General features: G+C 72.7%; 12 protein-coding genes. 2 read left to right on the forward strand and 10 right to left on the reverse strand.

Annotation, left to right across the window (positions count from 1 at the left end; translation table 11 throughout):
• Nucleotides 1-204: 204 nt before the first annotated feature.
• Nucleotides 205-1254 (forward strand): 2-oxoglutarate and iron-dependent oxygenase domain-containing protein, encoded by a 1050-nt coding sequence (locus AB0J04_RS04180; protein WP_363166825.1) that lies wholly within the window; start codon nucleotides 205-207, stop codon nucleotides 1252-1254.
• Nucleotides 1255-1288: 34 nt separating this feature from the next.
• Here the strand turns inward: AB0J04_RS04180 and AB0J04_RS04185 are convergent, their stop codons facing one another.
• Nucleotides 1289-2389, reverse strand: a complete 1101-nt coding sequence (locus AB0J04_RS04185; RefSeq protein ID WP_363166826.1) for a citrate synthase 2 — start codon at nucleotides 2387-2389, stop codon at nucleotides 1289-1291.
• A gap of 227 nt (nucleotides 2390-2616) precedes the next feature.
• Between AB0J04_RS04185 and pdxH the strand changes: the two genes are divergently transcribed.
• The gene (gene pdxH / locus AB0J04_RS04190; RefSeq protein ID WP_363166827.1) at nucleotides 2617-3315 is read left to right on the forward strand and encodes a pyridoxamine 5'-phosphate oxidase; all 699 of its coding nucleotides are present in this window, start codon (nucleotides 2617-2619) and stop codon (nucleotides 3313-3315) included.
• Between the two features lie 24 nt (nucleotides 3316-3339).
• On the opposite strand, the gene AB0J04_RS04195 is transcribed toward pdxH, so the two are convergent.
• The 9 genes from AB0J04_RS04195 to AB0J04_RS04235 are packed head-to-tail and all read right to left on the reverse strand — an operon-like array spanning nucleotide 3340 to nucleotide 14029.
• Nucleotides 3340-3888 (reverse strand): hypothetical protein, encoded by a 549-nt coding sequence (locus tag AB0J04_RS04195; RefSeq protein WP_363166828.1) that lies wholly within the window; start codon nucleotides 3886-3888, stop codon nucleotides 3340-3342.
• A 34-nt stretch (nucleotides 3889-3922) separates the two neighbouring features.
• A complete protein-coding gene (locus tag AB0J04_RS04200) occupies nucleotides 3923-4543 on the reverse strand; it encodes a TetR/AcrR family transcriptional regulator (protein WP_363166829.1) in 621 nt (206 codons plus the stop codon).
• The gene (locus AB0J04_RS04205; protein WP_363166830.1) at nucleotides 4531-5271 is read right to left on the reverse strand and encodes an enoyl-CoA hydratase family protein; all 741 of its coding nucleotides are present in this window, start codon (nucleotides 5269-5271) and stop codon (nucleotides 4531-4533) included. The genes AB0J04_RS04200 and AB0J04_RS04205 overlap by 13 nt, the downstream gene beginning before the upstream one ends.
• Nucleotides 5268-6836: a 4-coumarate--CoA ligase family protein gene (locus AB0J04_RS04210; protein ID WP_363166831.1), complete on the reverse strand. Its 1569-nt coding sequence runs from the start codon at nucleotides 6834-6836 to the stop codon at nucleotides 5268-5270. Before AB0J04_RS04210 ends, AB0J04_RS04205 begins: the two co-directional genes overlap by 4 nt.
• A gap of 17 nt (nucleotides 6837-6853) precedes the next feature.
• The gene (locus AB0J04_RS04215; protein WP_363166832.1) at nucleotides 6854-7984 is read right to left on the reverse strand and encodes an acyl-CoA dehydrogenase family protein; all 1131 of its coding nucleotides are present in this window, start codon (nucleotides 7982-7984) and stop codon (nucleotides 6854-6856) included.
• Nucleotides 7985-8026: 42 nt separating this feature from the next.
• A complete protein-coding gene (locus AB0J04_RS04220; RefSeq protein WP_363166833.1) occupies nucleotides 8027-9928 on the reverse strand; it encodes a biotin carboxylase N-terminal domain-containing protein in 1902 nt (633 codons plus the stop codon).
• A 5-nt stretch (nucleotides 9929-9933) separates the two neighbouring features.
• Nucleotides 9934-11532 carry a carboxyl transferase domain-containing protein gene (locus AB0J04_RS04225; RefSeq protein WP_363166834.1) on the reverse strand — a complete coding sequence of 533 codons (1599 nt, stop codon included), beginning with the start codon at nucleotides 11530-11532 and terminating at the stop codon, nucleotides 9934-9936.
• On the reverse strand, nucleotides 11529-13238 hold the full coding sequence (locus AB0J04_RS04230; RefSeq protein WP_363166835.1) for an acyclic terpene utilization AtuA family protein: 1710 nt from the start codon (nucleotides 13236-13238) through the stop codon (nucleotides 11529-11531). The genes AB0J04_RS04225 and AB0J04_RS04230 overlap by 4 nt, the downstream gene beginning before the upstream one ends.
• Nucleotides 13235-14029, reverse strand: coding sequence for a TIGR03084 family metal-binding protein (locus AB0J04_RS04235; protein ID WP_363166836.1), 795 nt, complete (start codon nucleotides 14027-14029; stop codon nucleotides 13235-13237). Before AB0J04_RS04235 ends, AB0J04_RS04230 begins: the two co-directional genes overlap by 4 nt.
• Nucleotides 14030-14158 lie beyond the last annotated feature (129 nt).

Consider the following 14158-nt stretch of genomic DNA (forward strand, 5'->3'; position numbering starts at 1 on the left):
CATGCTTTCGCTCGTTCGACGCCGCCACGTGGACTACGTCCGCGTCACGAGCATGGGCTGTCGACGCTCCGGCTCTGTCTGAGCCCCGTCCGGCCCTCCTTCGCGGTCACCACCGCCTGCGGTCTCCTCCTCTGCCCACTTGGCACCCGTGCGCCGTCCCATCCCACGGCGGCAGCCGGGCCCCGTACACCCCGCGGACACACCATGACGAACTTGACGAACCTGTCGGCGAACCCGTCGGCGAACCCGTCGTACCAGCAACTGCCGATCATCGATCTCTCCGCCGCCGACCGCGGGCCCCAGGCGCGGGCTCTGCTGCACGCGCAGCTGCACAGCGCCGCGCACGACGTGGGGTTCTTCCAGCTGGTCGGGCATGGGGTCGGCGAGCGGGAGACCGGCGCTCTGCTGGCCGCCATGCGGGCTTTCTTCGCACTGCCGGAGGCCGAGCGGCTCGCCATCGACAACATGAACTCGCCCCACTTCCGCGGCTACACGCGGACCGGGGACGAGCGGACCGGCGGCCGGCAGGACTGGCGGGACCAGCTGGACATCGGGGCGGAGCGGCCCGCGCGGATACCGGGGCCGGGCGAACCCGCGTACTGGTGGCTGGAAGGGCCCAACCAGTGGCCCGCCGGGCTTCCCGCGCTGCGGAGCGCCGCGCTCGCGTGGATCGAGCGGCTGAGCGCCGTCGCCGAGCGGCTGCTGCACGAGCTGCTCACCGCGATCGGGGCGCCCGTCGACTTCTACGACACGGCCTTCGGGGAGCGGGCGCATCCGCATCTGAAGCTCGTGCGGTATCCGGGCAGCGCGGGCGACGGGGCCGGTCAGGGCGTGGGGGCGCACAAGGACTACGGGTTCCTGACGCTGCTGCTCCAGGACCGGGTCGGCGGGCTCCAGGTGCAGCGCGCGGACGGGCTGTTCCATGACGTCCCGCCGCTGGACGGGGCTTTCGTGGTCAACCTGGGGGAGCTGCTGGAGGTGGCGACCGACGGGTATCTCGTCGCGACCAACCACCGGGTCGTGTCGCCGCCGAGCGCCGTCGAGCGGTTCTCCGTGCCGTTCTTCTACAACCCCCGGCTGGACGCCCGGGTGGAGCCGCTGCCCTTCCCGCACGCCTCCGCCGCACCCGGCGTGACCGACGACCCGGCCAACCCGCTCTTCGCCGAGTACGGCTTCAACGAGCTGAAGGGCAAGCTGCGCGCCCACCCGCTGGTGGCCGAGCGGCATCACGCGGAGCTGCTCAGCCCCGCGTGATGCCGTCCCGCCTACTGCCAGGGGGCGGCTCCGCTCAGTCCCTGATGTCTTCGTAGCCCTCGATCTCGCGCGGGTCGCGGGTGCCGGGGCCGATGTAGCGGGCGGACGGGCGGACCAGGCGGCCGGTGCGCTTCTGCTCCAGGATGTGCGCCGACCAGCCCGCTGTGCGGGCGCAGGTGAACATCGAGGTGAACATGTGCGCCGGCACCTCGGCGAAGTCCAGGACGATCGCCGCCCAGAACTCGACGTTCGTCGCCAGGACCCGGTCCGGGCGGCGGGCGTGGAGCTCGGCGAGGGCCGCCTTCTCCAGGGCCTCGGCCACCTCGAAACGCGGCGCGCCCAGTTCGCGGGCCGTACGGCGCAGCACGCGCGCGCGTGGGTCCTCGGCGCGGTAGACGCGGTGGCCGAAGCCCATGAGGCGCTCGCCCTTGTCGAGGGCCTGCCGGACGTAGGCGTCCGCGTCCCCGGTCCGTTCGATCTCCTCGATCATGCCGAGGACGCGGGAGGGCGCGCCGCCGTGCAGCGGGCCGGACATGGCCCCTACGGCGCCGGAGAGGGCGGCGGCGACGTCCGCGCCGGTGGAGGCGATGACGCGGGCCGTGAAGGTGGAGGCGTTCATGCCGTGTTCGGCCGCGCTCGTCCAGTAGGCGTCGACGGCGGCCACGTGCTTGGGGTCGGGCTCACCGCGCCAGCGGATCATGAACCGTTCGACGACGGACCGGGCCTTGTCGATCTCCCGCTGCGGGACCATCGGCGTGCCCTGGCCGCGCGCGGACTGGGCGACGTAGGAGAGCGCCATCACGGCGGCGCGGGCGAGGTCCTCGCGGGCCTGCTCGGCGTCGATGTCGAGGAGGGGCTTGAGGCCCCAGACGGGCGCGAGCATGGCGAGCGCGGACTGGACGTCGACGCGGATGTCGCCGGAGTGGACGGGGATCGGGAACGGCTCGGCGGGCGGCAGGCCGGGGTTGAAGGCGCCGTCGACGAGCAGGCCCCAGACGTTGCCGAAGGAGACATGGCCGACCAGGTCCTCGATGTCGACGCCCCGGTATCGCAGGGCGCCGCCTTCCTTGTCCGGTTCGGCGATCTCCGTCTCGAACGCGACGACTCCTTCGAGTCCGGGTACGAAGTCGGACATCAGGCGGCTCCTCGTGATGTGTGCGACAGATGACTCCGGCGGTTCCACGGCCTCGGGGGAAGGCTCGCGGTCCTGGGCGGTCATCCCAGTGATGCCCCGTGCGGCTGACGGTCACCCTGCCGGGATGAACCGGTACGGCATCTGCACCATATCCCCGAGTGCCACCTTTGGGGAGTGCCCGCGGCACTCAGTGCCACCTTTCGTGGGGTCGTCTGCGTCGGCGGGCCATGCGGCAAGATGACTGCGTGACCGACGCAGACGCCGTCTCCCCCGGCCCCGTCCCCGACCCCGCCGCCATGCGCAAGCAATACCGGGCCGAGGGTCTCGGCGAGGCCGAGCTCGCCGCCACGCCCGTGCAGCAGTTCGCCCGCTGGTTCAAGGACGCGGCCGTCGAGGCCCATCTCTTCGAGCCGAACGCCATGGTCGTCTCCACCGCGGACGCCGAGGGCCGGCCCAGCTCCCGCACGGTGCTCCTGAAGCAGTTCGACGAGCAGGGCTTCGTCTTCTACACCAACTACGGCTCCCGCAAGGCCCGCGACCTCGCCGAGAACCCGTACGTCTCGCTGCTCTTCCCGTGGCATCCGATGGCCCGGCAGGTCATCGTGCGGGGCGTGGCCCGGCGCACCGGGCGGGACGAGACCGCCGCGTACTTCCGGACCCGGCCGCACGGCTCCCAGCTCGGCGCGTGGGCCAGCGCCCAGTCCTCGGTGATCGCCACCCGCGCCGACCTCGACGCCTCCTACGCCGAGCTGGCGGCCCGCTACCCGGAGGGCGAGCAGGTGCCGGTGCCGCCGCACTGGGGTGGTTTCCGGGTGGCCCCGCAGTCGGTGGAGTTCTGGCAGGGCCGCCTGAACCGGCTGCACGACCGGCTGCGGTACGCGGCGGAGCCGGACGGCAGCTGGCGGGTGGAGCGGCTCAGTCCGTGAGGAGCCCGGGCGGGCGGCCGCGGTTCAGATCTTGCCCGGGAGGAACGCCGTGCGGTGGCCCGGCAGGAACCCCGCTGTCCGGGCGCGGAACTCCTCGCTGAGCCGGGGCCAGTTCCAGAACTCGAAGCCGAGGTGGACGAAGGCCAGATGGTCGCCGACCCAGTTCCAGGCGGGCAGCGGGACGGTATCGGCGCAGGCGGGGCAGTCGACGTCGGCCTCGCCGCTCTCGTACCACCGGTCGATCGCGGCGGAGAAGAGCGACGAGTCGGCTGCGGCCGTCCCGCAGCGCGGGCAGGTCACCGCACCCGCCCGGTCGTTGAAGTTGCTGTAGAAGATGTGGTGCTCGGTGTACACGGCGACACCCTCCGGCGCACCCCAGCGGGCGTCCGCCACCGCCTTCTCCCAGTGCGGGCCGGGCGGATGGGCCGGATGGTCGCTCAGGGCCCAGCCCGGTTCCGCCTCGGCGAGGACGATGCCCTCGGCGACGAGCCGGTCCACCACGAGCCGCGCGAGCCGCGGCGCGTCCTCGCCGGTCGCGTCGCGGTCGACGATCGTCTGGAACGTGTCTCCCATGCCGCAACCGTAGGTCCCGGCACTGACAACGCCCTCAGCCCGGCTGTCCGTCGAGCTTGTCCTCCAGCAGTCCCGCCCACTGGGCCACCACCCGGTCCCGGCGCCCGCCGTCGTCGGTGAGGAGGTTGGCGAGGCCCAGGCCGCGGGCCATGTCCAGCAGTCCCTGGACCGTTTCGCGGACGCCGGGCACGGACTCGTCGGCGTCGAGGAGTTCGACGGCTATCCGGTGGGTCTCGCGGCCGACGCGGGCCTCCAGCTCCGTCACGCGCGGGCGCAGCTGCTCCTCGTTGGAGGCGGCGACCCAGAGGTGGAGGGCGGCGCGGAACAGCGGGCCCGTGTAGAGGTCGACGAGAGCGGTGACGACCGCGCGCCGGTCGCCCGCCGCGCCCTGCGGGAACAACGCGCGCAACGCGCCCGAGCGTTCCTCGGTGACGTACTCGACGGCCGCGGTGAACAGATCCTCGCGGGTGGGGAAGTGGTGCTGGGCGGCGCCGCGGGAGACGCCCGCGCGTTCGGCGACGACGGAGACCGTGGAGCCCGCCCAGCCGTGTTCGGCGAGGCAGGCCACGGCGGCCGCCAGGAGCCGCTGCCGGGTGGCCCGGCTGCGGTCCTGCTTGGGGGCGCGGTCTCGGTCGACTGCGCTCACAGCACCCATGGGGGATCCCGTCGTTCGAGGAAGGCCGTCATCCCCTCGCGGGCCTGCGGGGAGGCGAACAGCCGGGCCGAGAGCGCGCTGAGGTCGGCCGCGTCTCGGTCGAAGGCCTCCAGCACCCTAGCCGTGAGCAGCCGTTTCGTCTCGGCCAGGCCCTGGGGCGCGGATCTGCGCAGACCGTCGAGGACGGGTTCGAGGACGGCGTCGACGTCGTCCCCCGCCGCGGTGAGCAGGCCGGTGCGGACGGCCTCGGGGGCGTCGAAGCGCTCGCCGGTGAGGTAGTACCGGGAGAGGGCCCGGGGGTCGGCGCGCGGCAGCAGCGGCAGGGAGATCACCGCCGGCGCCACGCCGATGCGGACCTCGGTGAACGCGAAGGTCGAGGCGGTGGAGGCGGCCGCGATGTCGCAGGCGGCCAGCAGGCCCAGGCCGCCGGCCCGGACGTGTCCGGCGACCCGCGCGACGACCGGCTTGGGCAGTTCCACGATCTGCCGCAGCAGGCCGACGAACGCCTCCGGGGCGGGAGGGTCGCGCAGATCGGCGCCCGCGCAGAAGGTGGCGCCGGTGTGGGTGAGGACGACGGCCCGGACCTCGGGGTCCTTGCCGCACTCGGTGAGGGCGTCGGCCAGGGCGCCGACGAGGGCCGCCGACAGGGCGTTGCGGGTGTCGGGCGAGTCGAGGCCGAGCGTCTCGACGCCGCGTGCGCGGGTGCGTCCGACCAGGGCTGTCGTCATGTGCGCTCCCTCAGTTCGCGGCGCAGGATCTTTCCGCTGGCCGCGCGTGGTACGGCGGTGATGAAGGTGACCTCGCGGACACGCTTGTAGGGGGCGACGCGTTCGGCGACGTACATCGCGATCTCTCCTTCGGAGAGATCGGGTGCGGCGGGCTGACGGACCACGTACGCGTGCGGGACTTCGTTGCCGTCGTCGTTGTAGACGCCGATGACGGCCGCGTCCGCTATGCCGGGGTGGGTGAGCAGCAGGGCTTCCAGTTCGGCCGGGGCCACCTGGAAGCCCTTGTACTTGATGAGCTCCTTGACGCGGTCGACGACGAACAGCCAGCCGTCCTCGTCGACCCGCCCGACGTCGCCGGTGTGCAGCCAGCCGGCGCCGTCGATCATGTCGGCGGTCGCGTCGGGGCGGCCCAGGTAGCCCTTCATGATCTGCGGGCCCCGGATGAGGATCTCGCCGGCCTCGCCGGCCTCGAGGTCCTTGTCGGGGTCGTCGAGGGACACGATCCGCATCTCGGTGCCGGCGATGAGCTTGCCGACGGTGCCGGCGGGGGCCTCGCGCATGGCGTCGAGCGGGACGACGTGCGTGCCCGGGGACAGTTCCGTCATGCCGTAGGCCTGGCCGACGGGCGGCAGCTTCAGGCGCTTCGCGCAGGCCGCGGCGAGATCGGCGTCCAATGGAGCGGCCGCGCTGATGACGTACCGGAGGGACGACAGGTCGTAGAGGGCGACCGCCGGGTGCTTGGCGAGGGCGAGGACGATCGGCGGGGCCACGTACAAGCCGGTGATGCGGTGGTTCTGGATGGCCGCGAGGAACGTCTCCAGGTCGAAGCGGGGCAGCACGACGACCGTGGCGCCCTGCCGCAGCGGCGCGTTCATCAGCGCGGTCAGGCCGTAGATGTGGAAGAACGGCAGCACGGCGAGGATGCGGTCGCCGGGGCCCGCCCGCATCACCGAGCGGAGCTGGTCGAGGTTGGTGGCGATCTGCCGGTGCGTGAGCATGACGCCCTTGGGCACGCCGGTGGTGCCGGAGGAGTACGGCAGGGCGGCCACATCGGTCACCGGGTCGATGTCCACCCGGGGCTCGGGGGCCGCCGAGGCGAGCATGTCGATCAGCGAGCGGTGCCCGGCCGCGCTGTCGCAGACGAAGATCTCCTCGATGCCGCCCGCGAGTTCGGCGGCCCGCCGGGCCGTCTGGAGCAGCGGGGAGACGGTGACGATCCAGCGCGCGGCCGAGTCGGCGAGCTGCTTGGCGAACTCCTCGGGCGTGGCCAGCGGATGCACGGTGGTGACGGTGGCCCCCGCGCGCGTGGCCGCGTAGAACGCGATCGGGAACGCGACGGTGTTGGGGCTGTGCAGGGCCAGGACGTCGCCCTCGCGGACCCCGGCTTCGGCGAGCGCGGCGGCGACCCGCCGGTGGAACCGGTCCACCTGGGCGTACGTGAGGGTGGTGCCGTCCGTGCCGTCGACGAGCGCGGGCAGCTCGCCGAACTCCGCGGCACGGCCCAGCACGGCCTCGTGGATGGGGAGTTCGACTGGCGGGACGTCTGCGTACTCGCTGCGGAACATCGTTCCTCCAAGGCGGGTCAGTACGACTTGGGCAGGCCCAGGGTCTGGTGGGAGACGTAGTTCAGAATCATCTCCCGGCTCACCGGGGCGATACGAGCCACGCGCGACGCCGTGATCAGCTTGGCGATCTTGAACTCGGTCGTGAGGCCGTTGCCCCCGAGGGTGTGCACCGCCTGGTCGACGGCCTTCACACAGGCCTCCCCCGCCGCGTACTTCGCCATGTTGGCGGCCTCGCCCGCGCCCGTGTCGTCCCCCGCGTCGTACAGGTGGGCTGCCTTCTGCATCATCAGGCGGGCCAGTTCGAGCTCGATGTGCGCCTGCGCGAGGGGGTGCGCGATGGCCTGGTGGGCGCCGATCGGGGTCTTCCAGACGCTGCGGTCACGGGCGTACTCGACCGCGCGGGACAGCGCGTAGCGGCCCATGCCGATCGCGAACGCGGCCGTCATGATCCGCTCGGGGTTGAGGCCGGCGAAGAGCTGGAGCAGACCCGCGTCCTCGTCGCCGACGAGCGCCTCGGCCGGGAGTCGTACGTCGTCCAGGACCAGCTCGAACTGCTTCTCCACGCTGTGCAGTTCCATGTTGATGCGGCGGTGGGTGAAGCCGGGCGCATCGCGCGGGACGATGAAGAGGCTGGGCTTGAGGCTGCCCGTGCGGGCGTCTTCCGTGCGGCCGACGATGAGGGTCGCGTCCGCGATGTCCACGCCGGAGACGAAGACCTTGCGGCCGGTCAGCAGCCAGTCGCCGGTGGCGCTGTCGCGGCGGGCGGTGGTGGTGATGCGGTGGCTGTTGGAGCCCGCGTCGGGCTCGGTGATGCCGAAGGCCATGAGGCGGCTGCCGTCCGCGAGGGCGGGGAGCCACTCCTGCTTCTGGGCCTCCGTGCCGAAGCGGGTGATCACCGTGCCGCAGATCGCCGGGGAGACGATCATCATGAGGAGCGGGTTGCCCGCGGCGCCGAGCTCTTCGAGGACGAGGCAGAGTTCGGTGATGCCGCCGCCTCCTCCTCCGTAGGCCTCCGGGAGGTTGACGCCGATGTAGCCGAGCTTGGCCGCGGCTTGCCAGAGGCCCTGTGTTTCCGGGTGGCTCTTGGCGAAGGACGCGACCGCTTCACGTAGGGCCTTGTGCTCTTCGGATTCGATGAGGGTGGTCAATGTGACTCCTTGGGTGCGGGTTCGTCGTGGCTGGTCGCGCCCCTAGGGGCGGTCGCTCTCCACGACTGCCAAGAGGGTGCCGAGCTCCACTTGCTGTCCTGCCGTCACCTGCAACGCCGTTACCGTCCCTGCCGCCGGGGCGGAAATGACGTGCTGCATCTTCATCGCTTCGAGCCACACCAGCGGTTCTCCCGCCTGGACACTCGATCCGGTGATGAGACCGTCCGCCAGCTTGACGACCGTGCCGGGCATCGGGGCCAGCAGGGAGCCGGGGGTGTGCTGGGTCTGCGGGGCGGGGAAGCGGGGCAGGGCGGTGAGGCGGGTGGTGTTGACGTAGACCTCGTCGCCGTGTCGGGCCACCTCGAACCGCCGCCGGACGCCGTCCACTTCCAGGACGACCAGGTGCGCGTCGGCCCGCACGACCTGGACTCCCTCGGCCGTCGGTCCGGTCCGCCCGTGCGCGTACCCGACCTCGATCTCCTCGCCGTCCACCGCGTACCGCTTCGTCTGCGGCCGGGAGGGCAGGTTGCGCCAGCCTCCCCAGCGGGAGCCGGTGCGTGCCGCGTCCGCGAGGGCCGCGGCCAGGGGGACGTGCGGATCGGCGGCCGGTGCGGTCAGCTCGGGCAGGTGGCGGTCGTAGAAGCCCGTGTCCATGCGGGCCGACGCGAACTCCTCGTGGCGCAGGGAGCGGACGAGGAGGTCTCGGTTGGTGGTCGGGCCGTGGATCGTCGCCTGTTCCAGCGCGCCCGCGAGCCTGCGGATCGCCTCCGCGCGCGTGGGGGCGTGGGCGACGACCTTGGCGAGCATGGGGTCGTAGTGGACGCCGATCGGGTCGCCGTCCTCGAAGCCCGTGTCCAGGCGGACGCTGCTCGGGACGGTCAGGCGGTGCAGGGTGCCGGTCTGGGGGGTCCAGTCCTTCGCCGGGTCCTCCGCGTAGAGGCGGGCCTCGACCGCATGGCCACGCGCGCGTGGGGGTTCGGCGTCGAGCGCCCCGCCCTCCGCCACGCGGATCTGCTCGGCCACCAGGTCCAGGCCGAAGACCGCCTCCGTGACGGGGTGTTCGACCTGGAGGCGGGTGTTCATCTCCAGGAAGTGCGCGCGGCCGTCGGCGACCAGGAACTCGACCGTGCCCGCGCCGACGTAGTCCACGGCACGGGCGGCTCGTACGGCCAGCGTGCGCAGTTCGGCGTCCAGTTCCGGCGTCAGGCCGGGCGCCGGGGCCTCCTCGATCACCTTCTGGTGGCGGCGCTGCAGGGAGCAGTCGCGGGTGCCCAGGGCCCACACCGTGCCGTGGGCGTCGGCGAGGATCTGGACCTCGACATGGCGGCCGTTCTCGACGTACGGCTCGACGAACACCTCGCCGTCGCCGAAGGCGCTCGCCGCCTCCGCGCGGGCGGCCTCCAGGGCGTCGGCCAGGTCCTCCAGCCGGCGTACGACGCGCATGCCGCGCCCGCCGCCGCCCGCCGCCGCCTTCACCAGGACCGGCAGGTCGGCCTCCGTCACCGCGTCCGAGGCCAGGGGCGCGAGGCCCATCAGCTCCTTCGCGCGCGTCTTGGACGCCATCGCCTCGATCGCCGCAGGCGGCGGGCCGATCCAGACCAGTCCCGCGTCCAGGACGGCGCGCGCGAACTCGGCGTTCTCGGAGAGGAAGCCGTAGCCGGGGTGCACGGCGTCCGCGCCCGCCGCGACGGCCGCCTTCACGATGAGGTCGCCGCGCAGGTAGGTGTCGGCGGGGGCAGCCCCCGGGAGTCGTACCGCCGTGTCGGCCACGCGCGCGTGGAGCGCGTTCTCGTCCGCGTCCGAGTGCACGGCGACCGTCCGGATTCCCGACTCGCCGCAGGTGCGGAAGATGCGGCAGGCGATCTCGCCGCGATTCGCCACCAGAACCGACGTAACGGAAGCAACAGAAGCAACAGAAGTAGCCGAAGTAACCGAAGTAGTCATGTGCCTCACATCCGGAAGACGCCGAAGCCGCCGCGCGCACCCTCGTACGGCGCCGTGTGGATGGCTGACAGGCACAGTCCCAGGACCGTGCGGGTGTCGCGCGGGTCGATGACGCCGTCGTCGTAGAGCCGTCCCGAAAGGAACATCGGCAGCGACTCGGACTCGATCTGCTCCTCCACCAGGGCGCGCAGGGCGGCGTCGGCGTCCTCGTCGTAGGGCTGTCCCTTCCCGGTCGCCGACTGGCGGGCGACGATCGACAGGACGCCGGCGAGCTGCTGCGGGCCCATCACGGCCGACTTGGCGCTCGGCCAGGCGAAGAGGAAGCGGGGGTCGTAGGCGCGTCCGCACATGCCGTAGTGACCGGCGCCGTACGAGGCGCCCATGAGCACCGACAGGTGGGGCACCCGGCTGTTGCCGACCGCGTTGATCATCATCGCGCCGTGCTTGATGATGCCGCCCTGCTCGTACTCCCGGCCGACCATGTAGCCGGTGGTGTTGTGCAGGAAGAGCAGGGGGATGTCGCGCTGGTTGGCGAGCTGGATGAACTGGGCCGCCTTCTGGGACTCCTCGGAGAAGAGGACTCCCTGGGCGTTCGCCAGGATGCCGACCGGATATCCGTGCAGGGCCGCCCAGCCGGTCACCAGGCTGCTGCCGTACAGCGGCTTGAACTCGTCGAAGTCGGAGGCGTCGACGATCCGGGCGATGACCTCGCGCGGGTCGAACGGAGTGCGCAGATCCCCGGGGACGATCCCCAGAAGCTCCTCCTCGTCATACTTGGGAGCTACGGCCGGGCCGGGATCCCGGTACGCCTTGCGGTGGTTGAGGCGGGCCACGACCCGCCGGGCCTGCCGCAGCGCGTCCCGCTCGTCGACGGCGAAGTGGTCGGCGAGGCCCGACACGCGCGCGTGCATCTCCGCACCGCCCAGCGACTCGTCGTCGCTCTCCTCGCCCGTGGCCATCTTCACCAGCGGCGGTCCGCCGAGGAACACCTTCGCCCGGTCCTTGACCATGATCACGTGGTCGGACATGCCGGGGATGTACGCGCCGCCGGCGGTGGAGTTGCCGAAGACGACGGCGACGGTCGGGATGCCGGCGGCGGAGAGCCGGGTCAGGTCGCGGAAGATCGCGCCGCCCGGGATGAAGATCTCCTTCTGGGAGGGCAGGTCCGCGCCGCCCGACTCCACCAGGCTGATGAGGGGCAGCCGGTTGGCGAGGGCGATGTCGTTGGCGCGCAGGGCCTTCTTCAGGGACCAGGGGTTGCTGGCGCCGCCGCGCACGGTCGGGTCGTTGGCGGTGATCAGACACTCGACGCCCTCGACGACCCCGATGCCGGTGACGAGGGACGCGCCCACCGCGTACTCGCTCCCCCAGGCCGCCAGCGGCGACAGCTCCAGGAACGGCGTGTCGGGGTCGAGGAGCAGCTCGATGCGCTCGCGGGCGAGCAGCTTGCCGCGTGCGCGGTGCCGGGCGACGTACTTCTCGCCGCCGCCGGCCAGCGCCTTCGCGTGCTCGGTGTCGAGGTCGGCGAGCTTGGCGAGCATGGCCTCGCGGTGCGCGCGGTGGTCGGGGCCGTGGGCGTCCAGGGTGGACGTGATGACCGTCAAAGGAGGGCCTCCGGGATGTCCAGGCGGCGGGAGCGCAGCCATTCGCCGAGCGCCTTGGCCTGCGGGTCGAAGCGGTGCCGGGCGGCGACGCCGGCGCCGAGGACGCCCTCGACGACGAAGTTCAGGGCGCGGAGGTTCGGCAGGACGTGGCGGGTCACGGTCAGCCCCTGGCTCTCAGGTATGAGCTGCTGGAACCTGTCGGCCGTCAGCTCGTGGGCGAGCCAGCGCCAGGCCTCGTCCGTGCGGGCCCACACCCCCACGTTGGCGTCCCCGCCCTTGTCGCCGCTGCGGGCGCCGGCGACGAGCCCGAGGGCCGCGCGCCGCACGGGACCCGGCGGCAGCGGATCCGGCAGCTCCGGTTCCGCCGCCGCTTCGAGAACGAGGGTGTCGGCGGCCGGGGGCGCGGGGACGGGCTCGCGGCGCCCGTCGTCGAGGACGGCGATGTGCTCGACGTCGTCCTGGGGGATGTACGCGGCCTCGAACACCCCGTAGGGGGAACCCTTCCCGGGTGGCGCGAGCACATGGAAGCCGGGGTAGCTCCCAAGAGCCAGCTCGACGGCGGCACCGCTCAACGCCCGTCCCACGACGGCCTGTTCCGGGTCCCGTACGACGAGGCGGAGCAGCGCGCTCGCCGTCTCCTCGGTGTCGGCGTCGGGGCGATCGGTGCGGACCAGCTCCCAGCGCACCTCCTGCGGGCGGGACTTGGCGAACGCGTCCGCCATCTGCTCGCGCACGAGCGCCGCCTTGGCCTCGATGTCGAGCCCGGTGAGCACGAAGACGACCTCGTTGCGGAACCCGCCGACGCGGGTGCGGCCCACCTTGAGGGTCGGCGGCGGGGCCTCGCCGCGCACACCGTCGACCCGGACGCGGTCCGGGCCGTCCTGGGTGAGCCGTACGGTGTCCAGCCGGGCGGTGACGTCGGGGCCCGCGTACCGGGCGCCGGTCGTCTCGTACAGGAGCTGGGCGGTCACCGTGCCGACGTCGACGAAGCCGCCGGTGCCGGGGTGCTTGGTGATGACGCTGCTGCCGTCCTCGTGGATCTCGGCGAGGGGGAAGCCGGGCCGCAGCGCGGGTCCCTCGCGGAAGAACGCGTAGTTGCCGCCGGTGGCCTGTGTCCCGCACTCCAGGACGTGTCCGGCGACGACCGCTCCCGCGAGCCGGTCGTACTCCCCCGGCGCCCAGCCGAAGTGCGCGGCGGCCGGCCCCATGACCAGCGCCGCGTCGGTGACGCGTCCCGTGACGACGATGTCCGCGCCCTCCCGCAGACAGGCCGCGATGCCGAAGCCGCCGAGGTAGGCGTGGGCGGTGAGGCTGTCGGGGTGGCCGGGACCGAGGTCGTCGCCTTCGACGTGCGCGACGCGTACGGGGATGCCGAGCCGGTCCGCCGACTGCCGTACGGCGTCGGCGAGTCCGGCCGGATTGAGGCCGCCGGCGTTGGTGACGATCCGGACGCGGCGGTCGTGGGCGAGGCCGAGGGACTCCTCCAACTGGCGCAGGAAGGTGCGGGCGTACCCGGCGGACGGGTCCTTGAGGCGGTCCCGTCCCAGGATCAGCATGGTGAGTTCGGCGAGGTAGTCGCCGGTGAGGACGTCGAGTTCGCCGCCGGTGAGCATCTCGCGGACCGCGTCGAAGCGGTCGCCGTAGAAGCCGGAGGCGTTGCCGATGCGCACGGCCGTCGCCGCGCGAGGGGCAGCCGGCGCGGTCACCGGGCGGTTCCCTTCGGCGGGCGGTCGGCGCCGGGCGGGCCCGCGAAGGCCTGGGCGACGTCCAGCCAGCGGTCGGCGTCGGGGCCTTCGGCGTGCAGGGCGAGGTCGGCGCGGTGGGCGCGCCGGGTGACGAGGAGGCAGAAGTCGAGGGCGGGGCCGGTGACGCGGTCGTCGGCGTCCTCGGGCCCGTACCCCCACACCTCACCTGAGGGGCTGGTCAGTTCGACCCGGAACTCCTCGAACGGCACGGGCTGTCCGTGCACGCCGAAGGCGTAGTCGCGGGTGCGGACGCCGAGCCGGGCGATGTGCCGCAGCCGGTCGGTGGGCGCGGGCGCGGCGCCCAGCGCGTCCGCGACGTCCAGGCCGTGGGCCCAGGTCTCCATGAGGCGGGCGGTGGCCATCGAGGCGGTGGACATGGGTGGGCCGTACCAGGGGAAACGCGCTCCCTCGGGCGCCGCCCGCAGGGCGCCCTGGAGGGCCTCGCGTCCGGCCCGCCAGCCGCCGAGCAGCCGCACGGGCGGCTTCGCGGCGCCCTGCTCGGCCCCGTTGTCCACGAAGTCGCCGGGCTCGGCCAGCGCCTTCTCGACCTCACGGGCGAAGGCTTCCTGGTCGGTCACGGCCAGCAGGGAGGAGTGGTCGGTCCAGGTGAGATGCGCGATCTGGTGCGCGACGGTCCAGCCGGCGGCCGGGGTGGGGAGCGCCCACTGCTCCGGCCCCAACTCGGCGACAAGCCGGTCCAGTTCGTCGCTTTCGGCACGGAGATCATCGAGCACAGGGGTCGGGTCGGCCATGCGGCGAGCTTGGCACCGACCCCAGAAACAATCAAGCATGCTTGCATTAATTTGGCCAAGCCGCTCATCGACCCAGGCGTTCCCCGGCCGAGCCGCTCATCCCCGTCAGAGCAGGACGGCACACGGGGT

Source organism: Streptomyces sp. NPDC050263, from assembly GCF_040655955.1.
Lineage (GTDB): Bacteria > Actinomycetota > Actinomycetes > Streptomycetales > Streptomycetaceae > Streptomyces.